Genomic DNA, 16,471 nt, shown 5'->3' with positions numbered 1-16,471 from the left:
GATGACCTTCCTGATCCTGATGGCCGTGCTGATCGGCCTGCTCTACCTCGGCCTGCCGATGTTCGCGGCGCTCTTTCTGCTGCCGCTCGCCGTGCTGCTCTGGACGGAGGGCGGCATCCCCGCGCTGGGGGAGATCGTCACCGGCAACCTCAACGGCTACCTCCTCGTCTCCATCCCGCTCTTCATGCTGATGGCGCACATCATGGTGCGCGGGCGGGTGGTGAACGACCTCTACGGCGCGGCATTCGCCATGATGCGGGGCGTGCGGGGCGGGGTGGGCATCGCGACGGTCATCGCCTGCACCATCTTCGCGGCGATCTCCGGCTCCTCCGTCGCGACGGCGCTGACGGTGGGCAAGATCGCGATCCCCCAGATGCTGCGCTACGGCATGAGCCGGCGCGGCGCCTTCGGCGTGGTGGCGGGGGGCGGGACGCTCGGCATCCTCATCCCTCCCTCGGCGCCGATGGTGCTCTATGCGTTCGTCACGGAGACGAGCGTCGGGTACCTCTTCATCGCCGGGATCATCCCGGGCCTGCTCATGGCCTTGATCTTCGCGGCCTATGTCTGGGCGACGGAGGGCCACGCGGCGGCGCCGGCGGACGAGCCGCCCCCGGCCAGTCTGGGCACGGCGCTGCGCGGCGCCGGCTGGTCCATGACGCTGCCGATCTTCGTGCTGGGTGGCATCTACTTCGGCATCTTCACCGCGACCGAGGCGGCGGGGACGGGGACGCTCTGGGCGCTGGTGATCGCGGCGCTGATCTACCGCAGCCTGTCTTGGCGCGATGTGTGGGACGGGGTGCAGGAGGCGACCCGGACCTCCGCGATGCTGCTGATGATCATCGCGGGCGCGGCGGTCTACGGCTACATGCTGACGAAGCTGCGCGTCCCGCAGGAGCTGGCGGCGCTGGTGGCGGAGATGGGCCTGTCCAAGACCGGCTTCCTCATCGCCATGATGGTGCTGCTGTTCGTCCTGGGACTGGTGCTCGAGAGCTTCTCGATCATCCTGCTGACCATGCCGGCGATCCTGCCGGCCATGGCGGCGCTGGGGATCGACAAGGTCTGGTACGGCGTGCTGCTGACGCTCTCGCTGGAGATGGCGCTGATCTCACCGCCCGTGGCCATGAACCTGGTCGTCATCAAGGCGATCACCGGGGCGCCGTTGTCCGAGGTGAATCGCTCCATCATCCCCTACATGCTGATGCTGGCGGCGGGGACGGCGCTGATGATCGCCTTCCCGGAGATCGTCCTCTGGCTGCCGCGGCAGATGGGCTACGCCGGGTAGGGGCCGCGGATCAGCCGGCAGCGTCGATCAGCGACTCCGCCGCGACCACGCCGAGGAAGCGCCAGGATCGGCTCTCCGGCCGGAACAGGGCGAGGCTTCCCTCCGGGAACTCGGCCTGGGCCAACGGCCGGCCAAGAACCAGGCCGAGCGGGACGATGTGTCCGACCAGGGCGCGATGGCCGCCGGTGGGAGGCTGGGCGAGGAGGGCCGAGACCTCCGCCGCGTCCAGGCGCGGGTCGCGCGTGGAGTACTCGTCCGCGATGAGGGCGGGGTGGATCGCGACGTCCCCGAAGGCGAGGCGGGCGGTGTCCTGCGCCCGGAAGACCTCACTCGTCATGGTCTCGGCGATGGGAATGCCGAGGGCGCGGAAAGCGGCGCCGAGCGCGCGAGCCTGCGCCTCGCCCGCCGGACTGAGGTTGCGCTGCGCCGTCCGCTCGCCGCGCCGGCCCGTGTCCGCCTGGCTCCGGTCCGTGATGGCGTGGCGGAGATAGAGGTTCAGCCCGCCCGCGCGCAGGAGCGGCAGGGCCTCGGTGGCAGATAGGAGTTCCCGCGCCGCCGCGGCAGTCGGGATGGAGGCGAGCAGGAGCAGGCGTCGGCGCATCGGGGCAATCCTGCGGACTTCATCGCCTGGATCAAGGCTGCACCGAAGGTGCGGTGGGCGGCCCGGAACGCGCTGCCAGCGCAGCCATCTGACGGTTCCCGGCAAGCGGCCCTGGCGTGGGCCGCTGCAGCCGGTAGCCGCCCCCCCCGAACGAGAACAGGCAGGCGAGGACCGCCTGCCTGTCCGGAATCCGGCCCTCGTGGTCGAACGATCGAGCGCTCTACTGCGGCAGCGCGGTGTTATCCTGGCGCCGCGACGCGGAGGGTGGCGCGCCGGTGGTGGCCCGCGCGCGGGTACTGCGCTGGACCGTCGGCGGACGCTCGCTGCCGGTCTGGCGGCGCGAGGCGGAGGGCGGCGTGGTCGGCTCCGCGGTCGTCACGGGGGTGGTGGGCGGCGGTGCCAGGGCCTGACCCACCTGGCGACGCGAGGCTGAATCGGGCGGCGGCGGGGCGAGAGGCGCATCCCCGGCACAGTCGGAGAGCAAGCCCAGAGAGGCGACGAGAAGCGATGCGCTGAGCGCCGAGCGAACCTTCGTTATTCCGAACCCCATCGGTTGTTCTTCTGCGGTCCGCCGTGCGACGACACGGCGCGCATTAAACCGAAAACGAAACGAGCTGGCGACGCTCGCGTCGGAACCACACAGGGTCCGGGATCCTGGCGAGAGCGGCTCAGGCCGCCTGCGCCACAGCCTCCTCGGCGTCGAGCGTCGCGGCCACGGCGTGGACCACGGCGGCGATGCGGACCGCGGCCTGGACCTGCTCGGCGGTGATGCCATGCTCGCGCACCACCTTCTCATGGCTTTCCATGCACATGCCGCAGCCGTTCACGGCGGAGACGGCGAGGGACCAGAGCTCGAAGTCGGCCTTCTCCACGCCCGGCTTTGCCATCACGTTCATGCGGAGCTTGGCGGGCATCTTGCCGTAGTCGCCGTGCACCATGTGGGTGAACCGGTAGTAGATGTTGTTCATGCCCATGATAGCGGCCGCGGCCTTGGCGGCGTTCAACGCCTCGGCCGAGAGCTTCGGGCCGAACTCGGCGAGGATGGCGGCCGAGACGGCCGCGTTGCGGGAGGCGAGCGCGGAGGCGATGAAGGTGCCGGACCGCTGCTGCTCGGTCAGGACCGGCTCGGTCGCGAGGGAGCCGAGGTTCAGGCGGAGGTCCCGGGCGTATTCGGGCAGGCGGTCGCGCAGGGCGTCGAGGGACATCGGCGTCTCCGGTCGTTCGGGTTGGCGGAAGCGGTGTGCGGGGCCGGCGAAGCTTTAAGGAAGAGGGCCTCCGGTCCGGCAGACAGCTCCGAGGGTGGCCCCGCGCGGGCGTGCCGCGCGGGGCCGGGTCGATCAGGCCGCCGGGCGCAGGACCTCTTCGCCCTGCTGCCAGTTGCAGGGGCAGAGCTCATCGGTCTGCAGGGCGTCCAGCACGCGCAGGACCTCTTGCGGATTGCGGCCGACGTTCAGGTCGTTGACGGAGACGAAGCGGATGATGCCGTCCGGGTCCACGATGAAGGTGGCGCGGAGCGCGACGCCCTCGTTCTTGTCCAGCACGCCGCAGGCCGTCGACAGCTCGCGCTTGATATCGGCGAGCATCGCGAAGGGCAGGTCCTTCAGGTCGGCGTGATGCAGGCGCCAGTTCATGTGGACGAACTCGCTGTCCGTGGAGACACCGTAGATCACGGTGTCACGGTCGGCGAACTCGCGGTTCAGCTTGCCGAAAGCCACGATCTCCGTGGGGCAGACGAAGGTGAAGTCCTTCGGCCAGAAGAAAACGACCTTCCACTTCCCAGTCTCGTCGGCGTCCGAGATGTTGGAGAAAGCGGTCTTGAGGTCGAGGCCCTTGGCCCCGCCCTGGACGGCGGAGAGCTTGAAGGAGGGGAAGCGGTCGCCAACGGTCAGCATGCGGTCCGTTTTCCTTGAGATATGGAGAGTGTAGAAGCCGACGCCCCGGCGGGGTGCCTGCTGCGCCGCAACATGTAGGGCAGGTCATCTGCCGCTTCCAATGAAGATTTCCGGGTGCGATGATCGACCCGATCGATGACAATCCTCCCCAGCCCCCAGCAGCTTCGTTATCTGGTTGCCCTGGCCGAGACGGGGCATTTCGGGCGAGCCGCGGCCGCCTGTGGGGTCACGCAGAGCACCCTATCCGCCGGTGTGATCGCGCTAGAACGGCAGCTCGATGCCGCGATCCTCGACCGGGGCTCGTCCAAGCGGGCGGGCTTCACGCCGCTCGGGCGGGAGCTCGTGGAGCGAGCCCGCGACGCCCTCACAGCGCTGGCCGCCGTGACCGAGACCGCCTCGGCGGCGCGCGGGCCGCTCTCGGGGCCGCTGCGGCTCGGCATCATCCCGACAATCGGGCCGTTCCTGCTGCCGCGGCTCATGCCCGCGCTGCGGGCCGCCCATCCGCGGCTGCGCCTCTGGTTGCGGGAGGAACTGACGGCCCGGCTGGGGGAGGACCTCGACGCCGGCCGGCTGGACCTCCTGCTTCTGGCCCTTCCGGCCGGGCTTCCGGGGGTGGAGACCATGGCGCTGGCGGAAGACCCCTTCGTGGTCGCCCTTCCGCATGGGCACCGTCTGGCGGAGCGGCCCGCCGTCCCGACGGCCGCCCTCGCGGCCGAGCGTCTGCTCCTGCTGGAAGACGGGCACTGCCTGCGGGAGCACGCGCTCTCGGCCTGCGCTCTGCCGGCCGCGCGGGCCGGGGAGGGATTCTCCGGCACCTCGCTGCATACCCTCGTGCAGATGGTGGCCGGGGGACTCGGGGTCACGCTGCTGCCCAGATTGGCCGTGGATGGGGGCGTCCTGTCCGGCGCCACGCTGGAGATCCGGCCCCTGGAAGAGCCGGCTTCCCGCACCATCGGTCTGGCCTGGCGGGCGCGGTCGCCGCGCGCCGGAGAGTTCCGCGGCCTGGCCCGCGTCATTGCGGACGTGCTCGCCGCCCCTGGCTGATCGGAGCGGATGGTATCAAACTTGCTCACCCGCCGCCGGCGTGGATCATGCGCCGGGCGCCATGGCGCCGCGCAGGACGAAGGGACAGGGCGATGTTGCAGAGCTTCCAGCAAGACGCGCTCGAACTGGCCGAGCGGGCCGTGCGGCAGGGAAAGGTCAGCCGGCGCACCGCGATTCGGGCCCTGGCGGCGATGGGGATGGCGCCGATGGCGGCCGGAAAGGCCGGAGCCCAGGGCTCCCGCGAGCTGGTCATGGTGAACTGGGGCGGCGTGGCCAACCAGGGCTTCCAGCGTTTCTACGGCGACGTGTTCCAGGCGGCGAACCCCGGTTTCCGCGTGGTGCAGGACAGCACCGGGCCCTCGGCCGGCCGCATCCGCAGCATGGTCGAGAGCGGGCGCGTGACCTGGGACCTCTGCGACAGCTCCGCATCGTCCTCGCGCGTGCTGAGCCTCGCAGGGCTGGCGACGCCGATCAACTACGACATCGTCAAGAAATCGGATTCGATCGGAGAGTCCTTCACGCTCGAATACGGGGCGGCGCCTTACTCCTTCTCCAGCGTGCTCGCCTATGACAGCAGCAAGTTCCCGAATGGCGGGCCGACGAGCTGGGCCGATTTCTTCGACACCAGGCGTTTCCCCGGCACACGGCTGCTGCGGAAGGACGCCATCGCGGTGATGGACAGCGTGCAGGTCGCGCTGGGCAAGAGTCCCACGGCCCTCTACCCGCTCGACGTCCGGGCCTGCCTGGCGAAGCTGCGGGAGATCCGGCGCCAGCTCGTCTTCTGGACGAGCGGCTCCGAGAGCGAGCAGTTCATGCGGACGGGCGAGGCGGTGATGGGCCAGATCTGGCACACCCGCGCGAAGGTGCTGGAGGAGGAGACGAACGGCCGCATCAAGTTCATCTGGAACCAGGGCGTGCTGCAGGCCGGCATCTTCGTCATCCCGAAGAACAACCCGGGGGGCGAGGCGGCGCAGCGGCTGCTCGCCTCCATGATGGCGAATCCCGAGCCGCAGGTGGAGCTGCTGAAGTTCCTCGGCAACGGGCCCACCAATCCGCGCGCGGCGGCGCTGGTTCCGGCGGAGTTCCGGCGCTTCAACCCGACGGATCCGGAGAATGCGCGCGTGCAGTTCACCATGGACGGGGTGTGGTGGGGCGACAACTACCCCGCCATCAACTCCGACTACATCGACACGATCACGGGCTGACGCAGGCTTCATGCTGGTGGTGAAGGCGGCCGGGGCAGAGATCCGGCAGGAGTGGTGCGACCATTTCGCCGGGCTTCTGCCGGACTTGGCCGCGCGTTCCTTCGACGCGCCCGATATACGGGACGAGGAGGTCACCTACGCCCTGGTCTGGGAGCCCGACCCGGGGTGGCTGGCGCGCTTCCCGAAGCTGCGGGCGATCTTCTCGCTCGGCGCGGGGGTGGAGCACATCACCGCCGATCCGACTTGGCCCCGTCACGTGCCGTTGGTCCGCATGGGCAGCGAGGAAACGGGGCAGCGCATGGGCGAGTACGTCGCCTGGGCCTGCCTGTCGCTGCTGCGGGACGCGCGGGACTTCGCCCTGGCGCAGGCGGAGCGGCGCTGGGACTACAAGGTGGGCGATGCCACGGCGCAGGACGTGCAGGTCGGGATCATGGGCATGGGCCGGCTCGGCGGCGCGGCCGTCCCCATGCTGCGGGGGCTGGGCTTCCCGGTCGCCGGATGGTCGCGCAGTCCGAAGGTGGTGGAGGGGGCGATCTGCTTCGCCGGACCGGAGGAACTGGACGCGTTCCTGGCGGAGACGCGCATCCTCGTCTGCCTGCTGCCCGCGACACCGGAAACGGAGCGGATCGTGGACGCCGCGCTGCTGGCGAAGCTGCCACGCGGGGCGGCGGTGGTGAATGCGGGACGGGGAAGCAACCTCGTCACCGCCGACCTGATCGCGGCGCTGGACTCCGGGCATCTGTCCGGCGCCGTCCTGGACGTCTTCGACAGGGAGCCGTTGCCGGCGGAGAATCCGCTGTGGTCACACCCGAAGGTCACGGTGACGCCGCACGTGGCCAGCATCGCCCGACGGCGGGAGCGGGCGCGCTTCGTCGCCGGGGCCATCCGGGACTTCGAGGCGGGCCGGCCCCTGCCGAACCTCTACCATCCGGACCGAGGTTATTGATGCCGCTGCCACCGCCGCCCGTTCGTCCCGACCCGAACCAAATCCCGACCGAGGCCGAGTTGCGGCGTGACCTGGCCGCGGCTTACCGGCTGATCGCGATGTTCGGGATGACGGACCTCGTCTTCACGCATCTGTCGGTGCGCGTCCCGGGCGAGGGGCATCGCTTCCTAGTCAATCCCTACGGCTTGCTGTTCGAAGAGGTCACGGCCTCCTCCCTCGTGCTGGTGGATGCGGACGGGGAGCCGGCACAGGAGACGTCTTGGCCGGTGAACCCGGCAGGCTTCGTGATCCACTCCGCACTGCATCGGGGCGCGCCGAACGCGGCCTGCGTGATGCACACGCATACCCTCGCGGGCATGGCGGTCGCGGCGCAGCAGGGGGGCCTTCTGCCGCTGAACCAGATCTCTATGGAGTTCCACGACCGCGTCGCGATCCATGGCTATGAGGGTGTCGCCGACGAGGACAACCTGTCTGAACGCGAGCGGCTGGTGCAGGACATGGGCGACCGGCCCTGCATGATCCTGCGCCACCACGGCCTGCTGACGGTGGGTGCCACGGTGGCGGAAGCCTTCTACTGGATGTGGTACCTGGAGCAGTCCTGCCGCATCCAATTGGCCGCCCAGTCCAGCGGTGCCCCCCTGGCCATCCTGCCGGAGGCCGTCGTGCTTCGGGCGCGGGATCAGTTCTCAGAAGGCCCGACCAAGGGCTGGCTGCCGTGGCAGGCGCTGCGGCGGAAGCTGGACCGGGAACAGCCGGACTATGCGGAATGAGCGGCGCCGGGCACGCGCTGTCGCTGCAGGGCGTGACGAAGCGCTACGGCGACTTCGTCGCGGTGCGCGACGCGTCGCTGGAAGTGGAGAGCGGGCAGTTCCTGACGCTGCTCGGGCCGTCCGGGTCGGGGAAGACGACGATCCTGATGGTCATCGCCGGCTTCGTCGAGCCGAGTGCGGGGCGTGTGCTGCTGGACGGGCGCGACATCACCGCGCTGCCGCCGGAGCGTCGGAACTTCGGCATGGTGTTCCAGGGCTACGCCCTGTTCCCGCATATGAGCGTGGCGGAGAACGTGGCCTTCCCGCTCCGCGTGCGGCGGATGGGGCGGGCGGAGCGGGACGCGAAGGTGCGGGCGGCGCTGGACCTCGTGCAGCTCGATCGCTTCGCGGACCGGAAGCCGGCCCAGCTCTCGGGCGGGCAGCAGCAACGCGTGGCGCTGGCGCGGGCGCTGGTCTTCGATCCGGCGCTGCTCCTGCTCGATGAGCCACTGTCGGCGCTGGACAAGAAGCTGCGGGCCGAGTTGCAGGAAGAGCTCAAGGCGCTGCATCGGCGGGTCGGCCGCACCTTCATCAACGTGACGCATGACCAGGAGGAGGCGCTCAGCCTGTCGGACCGGATCGCCATCCTGAACCACGGGCGGCTGATCCAGATGGGCACGCCGGAGTCGCTGTATGAGCGACCGGCGACGCGCTTCGTGGCGGACTTCCTGGGCAAGTCGAACTTCATCGAGGGCGAGGCCGAGGCAGTGCCGGAAGGCTTTGCCCTGCGTCGTGGCGCCGCGCGGGTCCTGGCGAGTGGGGCGCTACCCGCCGGGCGCGCGGTGCTGTCGCTGCGGCCGGAGAAGATCGCGCTGCTCCCGGAGGGCGCGGCCGAGGACAACGTGGTGGAAGGGCACATCGGCGCCTGGTCCTACCTCGGCACGGGATACGCCATCACAGTGGCGACCCCCGACCTGGGCGACCTGCGCGTCCACCTGCCGGCCTGGCGCGCGCCGGTGGCGCCGCGGGAGGGCCTGCCGGTGCGGCTGGGCTGGTCGCGCGACGCCGCGGTCGCGGTGGAAGAGGACGCGGCGTGACACCGGCCGGCCGTGACGCAGCGGGCTGGTGGGCGCTGATCCTGCCCGCCTTCCTGCTGATGACGGCTTTCTACGTGGCCCCGATCATCCAGGTGCTGACGATCAGCGTCACGGAGCCGCGCCTGGGTTTGGACAATTACGAGCGCCTGATCACCAGCGAGAGCGTGCAGCGGGTGATCCTCACGACGCTGCGGATCGGGGTGACCACGACCGCGATCGCGCTGATGCTGGGCTATGCGCTGGCCTACCGGATCGCGCTCTCCTCGGCGCGGGTCCAGCGGTGGTGGCTGCTGGCGGTGCTGGTGCCGCTCTGGATCAGCGTGCTCGTCCGTGCGTTCGCTTGGGTGACGCTTCTCCGGCGGCAGGGGCTGGTGAACCAGGGATTGCAGGCGGCGGGCGTGATCGAGGAACCGCTGGCGCTTGTCTGGAACGAGTTCGGCATCGTCGTGGGAATGGTGCACTACATGGTACCCTACGCGGTGCTGCCGATGCTCTCCGCGATGCGGGAGATCGATCCACGCGTGCTGGCGGCGGCGCGAGGGCTGGGGGCGGGGCGGGCGACCGCCTTCCTGCGGGTCTTCCTGCCGCTCTCGCTACCGGGGATCATCGCGGCGGGGGTGCTCGTCTTCATCTTCTCTCTCGGCTTCTACATCACGCCCGCGATCCTCGGCGGCGGGAAGACACTGATGGTCGCGGAGTGGATCAAGCTCCAGATCCTGGACCTCATCCGATGGGGACTGGGTGCGATGATGGCGACCGTGCTGGTCGTCGCGATTCTCGCGACGCTCGCGATCTTCTCGCGGCTGGTGAACCTGCGGCGGCTCTTCGGGGCAGGAGGCTGAGGTGGCGGGAGGGCACCGGGCGGGATGGCTGAATGCGGGGATCGCCTGGACGGCGGCGATCTACCTTGTCCTGCCGATCACCATCATCCTGCCCGTGTCGCTGACCGACCGGCGCTTCCTGTCGCTGCCCCATGAGGGGCTGTCGCTCCAGCATTATGCGAACCTGATCGGCAGCCCCGCCTGGACCGGGGCCATCGCGCAGTCCTTCTGGATCGCGGTGGCCTCCACGGTGGTGGCGGTCGTGCTGGGGACGCTCTGCGCGGTCGGGTGCTGGCGGCTGTCCCGGCGCAGCACGGAGATCGTGCGGGCCCTGATGCTGCTGCCCATCATCATCCCGAGCATCGCCTACGCGATCGGGCTTTACCGCTACTTCTCCCGTCTCGGGCTGCTGGACAGCTTCCTGGGGGTGACGATCGCGCACGGGGTGACGGGCATTCCCTATGTGGTCATCACCGTCTCGACCGCGCTCGCGGCCTTCGATGCGCGGCTGGAGAGCGCGGCGCGGGGGATGGGGGCGAGCCTGTCCCAGACCTTGCGCTGGGTCATCCTGCCGCGGATCATGCCGGGGATCGTGTCGGGCGCGATCTTCGCCTTCATCCACTCCTGGGACGAGCTGGTGATCGTGCTGTTCATCGCGTCCCGCCGCGTGTTCACGCTGCCGCGGAAGATTTGGGACGGGATCAACGAGAACCTGGACCCCGCCATGGCCGCCGTCGCCGTGCTGCTGGTGGTCATGACGGTGCTTCTGCTGTTGCTGGACCTGACGCTGCGTCGCCGTCGCGACGGCTGAGAGAGAACGAAGGGGAGGGACCTGCCGTGGCGCAGGCGATGAGCGAGTTCGACCACCGCTACAACATGCTGATCCAGCGCTTCGCCTCGGAGGCCGACCCGGCCTTCGAGAGCGAGTCGGAGCAGGTCTCGACCTGGGGGCGTCGCTGGGGCTGCACCGATGACGTCGGCCGCCTGCGGATGGTGCTGATGCACCGCCCCGGCGACGAGATGAAGGTCGTGGACGACCTTCCCTACATTCCCGAGCTGAACGCCTTCGGCGACCCGGCCAGCGGCGCCTATTGGCGCGGGGACGTTCGCCCCACCCTGGCGGAACAGCAGGCGCAGCACGACGCACTGTCCGCCGCGCTGCGGGAGGAAGGCGTCGAGGTCGTCACGATGCGCCGCGCCGCGCCGGGACGCCACAAGACGATCTACACGCGGGATTCCGCGATCGCGGTTGGCGGCGGGGTGATCGTGACCCGCATGGGCCCACGCATCCGCCGGGGAGAGGAGGCGCCGGTGACGGAGACGCTCGCCGCCCTCGGCGCGCCCATCCTGCGGACCGTCACGGGCACCGGGCTGATGGAGGGCGGCTCCTTCGCCTGGGTGCGGCCGGGCGTGGCTGTGGTGGGCATCTCCTCCCGCGTGAACGAGGAGGGGGCTCGGCAGGTCGAGGAGGTGCTGGCCACCCAGGGGGCGCGGCTGATCCGCGTGCAGATCCCGGGATACCGCCTGCACATCGACGGAGCGCTGGTCATGCTCAACCATGACGTGGCGCTCGTGAACCCGGTGATCCTGCCCTTCGTCTTTATGGAGGAGCTGAAGCGCCTGGGCGTGACGATGATCCCGCTGAACCACGAGGACCCGTCCTGGGCCATCAACTGCCTCGCGGTGAAGCCGGGGCGCGTGCTGATGAGCGACCAGGTCGGCCCGCGCACGCAGGACGCGCTGGACAAGGCCGGGATCAGCGTCCGGCTGGTGGCCTATGACAAGGTGTATCTGGGCGGGGGCGGCATCCACTGCTCGACCTGTCCGCTCATCCGGGACCCGGCCTGACATGACCGAGAAGCGACCTGCAGCCGGCTCCAAGGGAGTCGTGGTCACGAACCACCCGCTGGCCTCCGCGGCCGGGGCTGAGATGCTGCTCGCGGGCGGCAACGCCGTGGACGCGGCCATCGCCGCACTTTTCACCCTCACCGTGGTGGAGCCGATGATGGTCGGCATCCTCGGCGGTGGAACCGCGCATTTGCGGCTGCCGGACGGGCGGCACGTGATCGTGGACGGGCTGTCCACCGCACCCGGCGCGGCCCGGCCGGACATGTACCGCACCGTCTCCGACACGCTGCCCGATTATGGGGAGACGGTGGACCGGGAGAACCATTTCGGGCCCCGGGCCATGGCGGTGCCGGGGGCGCTGCGGGCTTGGTGCCAGACACTCGAGCGCTACGGCACCTTCCCGCTCGCGGACGTCATGGAGCCGGCTATCCGGCACGCCTCTCGGGGATGGCGGGCGACGCCGTACCTCGCGGACTGCGTCAGCGACAATGCGGGGGAGCTGGCGACGGACCACAGCCTGGCCGGCACCTTCCTGCCCGGCGGGGAGCCGATCCGTCCCGGCGATCGGGTGGTGCGCGCCGATTATGCGGAGGCGCTGCGCCTGATCTCGCGGATGGGCGCGGACGCGCTCCATGACGGTCCGCTCGGCGGCGCGCTCGTCCGGCAGATGCAGCGGACGGGCGGGCTGATCACCATGGAGGATCTGCGCGCCGCCGCGCCGATCGAGCGGGAGCCGATCCGCAGCCCCTATCGCGGCTACGAGATCATCGGGCCGCCGCCGCCCTCCTCCTCCGGCGTGCACATCGCCCAGATGCTGAACGTGCTGGAAGGCTTCGACCTCCGCGCCATCGGCTTCGGTACGCCCGACGGGGTGCATCTGCTGGCGGAGGTGCTGAAGATGGCCTTCGCTGACCGGGCGGTGGCGACCGCCGATCCGGCCTTCGTCACGGTGCCGGTCGCGCGGCTGATCTCCAAGGACTACGCGGAGACGCGGCGCGCCGAGCTGCGGATGGACCGGGCACAGGACTGGCAGGCGGGCATCGGGGGGACGGAATCCGCGAACACCACGCATGTCACGGTCGCCGACGGGTCGGGCACGATCGTGTCCTCCACCCAGACGATCAACAGCCTCTTCGGCGCGCGCTTCACGGTCGCGGGCACGGGGATGATCGCGAACAACTACATGTACAACTTCGACCCACATCCGGGTCAGGCGCTGTCGGTCGCGCCGGGCAAGCGGGTCTTCACCTCCATGTCGCCGATGATGGTGCTGAAGGATGGGGCGCCGCGCTTTGCGCTCGGGCTGCCGGGCGGGCTGAAGATCTTCGGGTCGGCCATGCAGGCGATCATCAACCTGCTCGACCACCGGATGCCGCTGCAGGAGGCGGTGGAAGCGCCGCGGGTCTGGACTCAGGGACACACGCTGCACCTGGAGCCCGCGATCTCCGGCGAGACGGAGGCCGCGCTGGCGGCGCGCGGGCATCGGATCGAGCGGGTCAAGACCGTGGGTGGCGGGATGAACGCCATCGCCTTCGATCCGGATGGCAGCATGACCGGCGCCGCGTGCTGGCGCGCGGACGGGACGCCGGTCGGGATCGGCGGCGGTCTTGCGCGCGCCGGGGTGCGCTTCAACCCGGATGCGGTGACGACCGAACCGAAGCCGTGACCCCGTCCCGCCGGGCGGTCCTGCCGTTGCTGGCGCTGCCGCTGCTCGCGCAGGGAAAGCCGCCTCTTCGCGTTCGGCCGCGCCCGGGGACGGCGGCGCTCGGGGTTCGCGCGGGACCCGACCCGGCCGCGATCGCGCCGAGCGCCTTCGAGGTGCGCCTGATCGGTCGGGGCGCACCGTCCGACGTTGTGCGAATGGAGAGCTGGTACGGCCGTGGCCGGCTGCTCGGGACGGTGTCCGTGGCCGGGCGCGACCTGCTGCTGATCGCGACCGAGGGGACGCGCGGGACCGGGGTCTATCAGGAATGGCTGGTCATCGCGGGCTGTGACGATGCCGGCGTTCTCCGGGTCCTGGGGATCGAGGTCCTGTCCTGCCGTGAGGTGCAGGGCCTGTCCGGGGAGGCCCGGCTCACCGGCGGGGTCGTGGCGCGCGATGTCGGTCTGCGCGTGACGTACCAGTCCAACCGCATCCTACCGCTGCCCCGGCGAGAGGGACGGCCGCCGCGCATGGCTGCGCCGGCGCGGGAGCGTTGGAGCACCTTCCTCCCCTGGAGCGGGGCCGGGGCGCTGCCGGCACCCGCCTCGGTGACGACGGCCGGTCCGATGCAGCGCCAGGCCGACGCGACGCGGGCGCGGGTCGCGGCGCTGCTCGCCTCGCCCGTGTCAGACCTGATCGCGATCAGGCCGGGCCTGCAGGAGGCAGGCCTCTACGAGCTTGGGGCCCTTTATCCCGCCACCGAACCGGGCTGAGGCGTCACCACGAGCGGTGCCAGCGCGTCGCGCAGGGCCTGGGGCAGGGGGGTCGGGATCTTCTGCGTCGCGCGGTCGACGTAGACGTGGATGAAATGGCCCTCGGCACTCGCGGCCTCCTCGGCATTGCGGAAGATGCCGATCTCGTAGCGCACGGACGTGTTGCCCAGCCGCGCCACTCGCAGGCCGGCCGTCACCAGGTCCGGGAAGGCGATGGGGCCCATGAAGCGGCAGCCCGTCTCGACGACCAGCCCAATCACCGGGGAGTCCTGCAGATGCAGCGCCCCGGAGCCGAGCAGCCAGCGCGCGACCACCGTGTCGAAGAAGGAATAATACACCACGTTGTTCACGTGGGCGTAGACGTCGTTGTCGCTCCAGCGGGTCGGGATCTCCAGCAGGTGCGGGTAGTCGGCCCGGACCGGGCGGCGCTTCTCCATCGGGATTCCTCGTGTCGTCGCCCGCTCCGTTAACCAAAGGGCCGGGCGCCGCAACCCCCGGAAGGCTTCGCCTGGGCGTCCGTTGCCTGTAGGGTGGACGCCTGAATGTTCCGGGAAAGCCCGCCACCCGCATGTCCTCCCCCGCCGCCGAAGCCCGCCTCGAGCCCTTCCGGCTGCGCGGGGGCAACTTCAACCTGCTGGTGCTGCGCCTTCTGGACCCGCGGGTTGAGGTGATCGTCCCGGCGCTGGCCGACCAGTTCCGCCGCGCGCCCGGCTTCCTGCGCAACGCGCCGATCGTGCTCGGGCTGGATGACCTCGACCCCTCGGCGGCCCCCGATTTCGGGCAGCTCATTGGCCAGCTCCGGGGCGTGCAGATCGCGCCGATCGGGACGACGGGCGGGGGGCCGGAGATCAAGGCGGCCGCCCAGGCCGCCGGCCTGCCGCCGCTGCGGGCCGCCGGCGCGGAAACGCCGGTTGCCACCCCCGCGGCGCCCGCCCCGGCCCCTATCCCGCCACCGCTGCCGGAGGCGGCGCCAGCCCCCACGGGATGGCAGCCGACCATGGTGGTGGATCAGGCGGTGCGGGCGGGGCAGCGGATCTGGGCACAGGGCTGCGACCTGATCGTCCGCGGCACCGTGAATCCAGGGGCCGAAGTGCTCGCGGACGGGAATATCCACATTTACGGGGCCCTGAAGGGCCGGGCGATCGCGGGCGGTGCGGACAACCTCTCGGCCCGGGTCTTCGCCCTCGTCTTCGAGCCGGAGCTGGTCTCGATCGCCGGCTACTATGCCGTGCGGGACGGGCTGGGGGACGCGCCGATCGGAAAGACCGTGCAGGTCTGCCTGATCGGGGAGAGCATGCGGTTCGACAGGTTGGGCTAGACCGGCGCGCTCGCGCATCATTCCCCTTTGCCGCCCGGCCCCGGACGTGCTTAGGGGCAGGGAGGGGCCGCCCTGCCGGGCGGAAGGGCAGGGGAATCGCGTATGGCGCAGGTGATCGTGGTGACGTCGGGCAAGGGAGGCGTGGGCAAGACCACCTCCTCCGCCGCCTTCGCGACCGGTCTGGCCCAATCGGGCAAGAAGACCGTGGTGATCGATTTCGACGTGGGGCTGCGGAACCTCGACCTCATCATGGGCGTCGAGCGGCGAGTGGTTTTCGACATCGTCAACGTCATCACCGGCGAGGCGCGGCTGAACCAGGCCCTGATCCGCGACAAGCGGGTCGACACGCTCTCGATCCTTCCGGCCAGCCAGACCCGCGACAAGGATGCCCTGACGCGGGAAGGGGTGGAAAAGATCATCGAGGAGCTGTCGAAGGAGTTCGACTACATCCTCTGCGACAGCCCGGCCGGGATCGAGAAGGGGGCGTTGCTGGCCCTTTACTTCGCCGATCAGGCGGTCGTCGTGACGAACCCGGAGGTCTCCTCCGTCCGTGACTCCGATCGTATCCTCGGCGTGCTCCAGTCCCGGTCCAAGCGGGCCGAGGAGAAGAAGGACCCGGTGAAGGAGCACCTCCTCGTCACCCGCTACGACCCGGCGAGGGTCGAGAAGGGCGAGATGCTGAAGCTGGAGGATATTCAGGAAATCCTGCGGATCCCCCTGCTCGGCGTCATCCCGGAGAGCGAGAGCGTCCTGAAGGCGTCCAATACCGGCAACCCCGTCATCCTCGATGAGACGTCGCAGGCCGGACAGGCGTATAAGGACGCGGTCTCACGCTTCCTGGGCGAGGACCGGCCGATGCGCTTCGTCGATGCGGAGAAGAAGGGCTTCCTGTCCCGGCTCTTCGGCGGGAGGGCGGCATGAGCTGGCTGAACCTCTTTCGGGGCCGCCAGGCCGAGCAGCCCGCCACCGCCAGCCAGGCGAAGGAACGTCTTCAGATCGTGCTCGCGCACGAGCGCATCTCCCGCAAGGGCGAGGACTTCCTGCCCAAGCTTCAGCGCGAGATCATCGAGCTCGTGGCCAAGCACGTGGCGATCGACCCCCAGCGGGTGAACGTCTCGCTGGAGCGGGGCGGGGACCTTTCGACCCTCGCCATCGCCGTGGAACTGCCCGGGCCGGAGCCGGTGCGGCGCGCCTCCTGATCCGTACCCGCCGGCGGGGCGCTTAACCGCCGGTCAAGCCTCGCGCGCCATGAT

The 16,471-nt window shown here is 70.2% G+C and carries 19 protein-coding genes; 15 read left to right on the top strand and 4 right to left on the bottom strand.

The window, feature by feature from the left end; all coding sequences use genetic code 11:
* Position 1: 1 nt before the first annotated feature.
* Positions 2-1,282 (top strand): TRAP transporter large permease, encoded by a 1,281-nt coding sequence (locus ACP6CK_RS05130; RefSeq protein WP_426957807.1) that lies wholly within the window; start codon positions 2-4, stop codon positions 1,280-1,282.
* 10 nt (positions 1,283-1,292) lie between these two features.
* Here ACP6CK_RS05130 and ACP6CK_RS05125 read toward each other — a convergent pair whose 3' ends face one another.
* Entirely contained in the window at positions 1,293-1,883 is a 591-nt protein-coding gene (locus tag ACP6CK_RS05125; RefSeq protein WP_426957806.1) for a histidine phosphatase family protein, read from the bottom strand.
* A gap of 236 nt (positions 1,884-2,119) precedes the next feature.
* Between ACP6CK_RS05125 and ACP6CK_RS05120 the strand changes: the two genes are divergently transcribed.
* The gene (locus ACP6CK_RS05120) at positions 2,120-2,293 is read left to right on the top strand and encodes a hypothetical protein (protein ID WP_426957805.1); all 174 of its coding nucleotides are present in this window, start codon (positions 2,120-2,122) and stop codon (positions 2,291-2,293) included.
* Positions 2,294-2,551: 258 nt separating this feature from the next.
* On the opposite strand, the gene ACP6CK_RS05115 is transcribed toward ACP6CK_RS05120, so the two are convergent.
* Both ACP6CK_RS05115 and ACP6CK_RS05110 read right to left on the bottom strand, forming a co-directional pair.
* Positions 2,552-3,088 (bottom strand): carboxymuconolactone decarboxylase family protein, encoded by a 537-nt coding sequence (locus tag ACP6CK_RS05115; RefSeq protein WP_426957804.1) that lies wholly within the window; start codon positions 3,086-3,088, stop codon positions 2,552-2,554.
* A 132-nt stretch (positions 3,089-3,220) separates the two neighbouring features.
* Positions 3,221-3,775 (bottom strand): peroxiredoxin, encoded by a 555-nt coding sequence (locus ACP6CK_RS05110; RefSeq protein ID WP_426957803.1) that lies wholly within the window; start codon positions 3,773-3,775, stop codon positions 3,221-3,223.
* Between the two features lie 135 nt (positions 3,776-3,910).
* Here ACP6CK_RS05110 and ACP6CK_RS05105 point away from each other — a divergent pair, with 135 nt between their 5' ends.
* The 10 genes from ACP6CK_RS05105 (at position 3,911) to ACP6CK_RS05060 (ending at position 13,900) form a co-directional block, all read left to right on the top strand.
* Entirely contained in the window at positions 3,911-4,819 is a 909-nt protein-coding gene (locus tag ACP6CK_RS05105; protein ID WP_426957802.1) for a hydrogen peroxide-inducible genes activator, read from the top strand.
* 92 nt (positions 4,820-4,911) lie between these two features.
* Positions 4,912-6,024, top strand: a complete 1,113-nt coding sequence (locus ACP6CK_RS05100) for an extracellular solute-binding protein (protein ID WP_426957801.1) — start codon at positions 4,912-4,914, stop codon at positions 6,022-6,024.
* Between the two features lie 10 nt (positions 6,025-6,034).
* Positions 6,035-6,970: a 2-hydroxyacid dehydrogenase gene (locus ACP6CK_RS05095; RefSeq protein ID WP_426957800.1), complete on the top strand. Its 936-nt coding sequence runs from the start codon at positions 6,035-6,037 to the stop codon at positions 6,968-6,970.
* Positions 6,970-7,740 carry a class II aldolase/adducin family protein gene (locus ACP6CK_RS05090; RefSeq protein ID WP_426957799.1) on the top strand — a complete coding sequence of 257 codons (771 nt, stop codon included), beginning with the start codon at positions 6,970-6,972 and terminating at the stop codon, positions 7,738-7,740. The genes ACP6CK_RS05095 and ACP6CK_RS05090 overlap by 1 nt, the downstream gene beginning before the upstream one ends.
* Entirely contained in the window at positions 7,737-8,816 is a 1,080-nt protein-coding gene (locus ACP6CK_RS05085; RefSeq protein WP_426957798.1) for an ABC transporter ATP-binding protein, read from the top strand. The genes ACP6CK_RS05090 and ACP6CK_RS05085 overlap by 4 nt, the downstream gene beginning before the upstream one ends.
* Positions 8,813-9,658 carry an ABC transporter permease gene (locus ACP6CK_RS05080; protein ID WP_426957797.1) on the top strand — a complete coding sequence of 282 codons (846 nt, stop codon included), beginning with the start codon at positions 8,813-8,815 and terminating at the stop codon, positions 9,656-9,658. Before ACP6CK_RS05085 ends, ACP6CK_RS05080 begins: the two co-directional genes overlap by 4 nt.
* 1 nt (position 9,659) lies before the next feature.
* Positions 9,660-10,448, top strand: a complete 789-nt coding sequence (locus ACP6CK_RS05075; protein ID WP_426957796.1) for an ABC transporter permease — start codon at positions 9,660-9,662, stop codon at positions 10,446-10,448.
* 26 nt (positions 10,449-10,474) lie between these two features.
* Positions 10,475-11,485 (top strand): dimethylarginine dimethylaminohydrolase family protein, encoded by a 1,011-nt coding sequence (locus ACP6CK_RS05070; RefSeq protein ID WP_426957795.1) that lies wholly within the window; start codon positions 10,475-10,477, stop codon positions 11,483-11,485.
* 1 nt (position 11,486) lies between these two features.
* The gene (gene ggt, locus ACP6CK_RS05065) at positions 11,487-13,151 is read left to right on the top strand and encodes a gamma-glutamyltransferase (RefSeq protein WP_426957794.1); all 1,665 of its coding nucleotides are present in this window, start codon (positions 11,487-11,489) and stop codon (positions 13,149-13,151) included.
* Complete coding sequence (locus ACP6CK_RS05060; RefSeq protein WP_426957793.1) at positions 13,148-13,900, top strand: hypothetical protein; 753 nt, start codon at positions 13,148-13,150, stop codon at positions 13,898-13,900. The genes ggt and ACP6CK_RS05060 overlap by 4 nt, the downstream gene beginning before the upstream one ends.
* Here the strand turns inward: ACP6CK_RS05060 and ACP6CK_RS05055 are convergent.
* Positions 13,876-14,337, bottom strand: a complete 462-nt coding sequence (locus tag ACP6CK_RS05055; RefSeq protein ID WP_426957792.1) for an acyl-CoA thioesterase — start codon at positions 14,335-14,337, stop codon at positions 13,876-13,878. The genes ACP6CK_RS05060 and ACP6CK_RS05055 overlap by 25 nt on opposite strands.
* 131 nt (positions 14,338-14,468) lie before the next feature.
* Here ACP6CK_RS05055 and minC point away from each other — a divergent pair, with 131 nt between their 5' ends.
* From minC to minE, 3 genes are all read left to right on the top strand, one after another.
* Positions 14,469-15,218: a septum site-determining protein MinC gene (gene minC / locus ACP6CK_RS05050; RefSeq protein WP_426957791.1), complete on the top strand. Its 750-nt coding sequence runs from the start codon at positions 14,469-14,471 to the stop codon at positions 15,216-15,218.
* 102 nt (positions 15,219-15,320) lie between these two features.
* Positions 15,321-16,139 (top strand): septum site-determining protein MinD, encoded by an 819-nt coding sequence (gene minD / locus ACP6CK_RS05045; protein WP_426957790.1) that lies wholly within the window; start codon positions 15,321-15,323, stop codon positions 16,137-16,139.
* Positions 16,136-16,417: a cell division topological specificity factor MinE gene (gene minE, locus ACP6CK_RS05040; RefSeq protein ID WP_426957789.1), complete on the top strand. Its 282-nt coding sequence runs from the start codon at positions 16,136-16,138 to the stop codon at positions 16,415-16,417. The genes minD and minE overlap by 4 nt, the downstream gene beginning before the upstream one ends.
* Positions 16,418-16,471: the final 54 nt, after the last annotated feature.

The organism is Muricoccus radiodurans (assembly GCF_050154705.1).
GTDB lineage: Bacteria > Pseudomonadota > Alphaproteobacteria > Acetobacterales > Acetobacteraceae > Roseomonas > Roseomonas radiodurans.
This window is presented reverse-complemented; position numbering and strand designations above follow the sequence as displayed.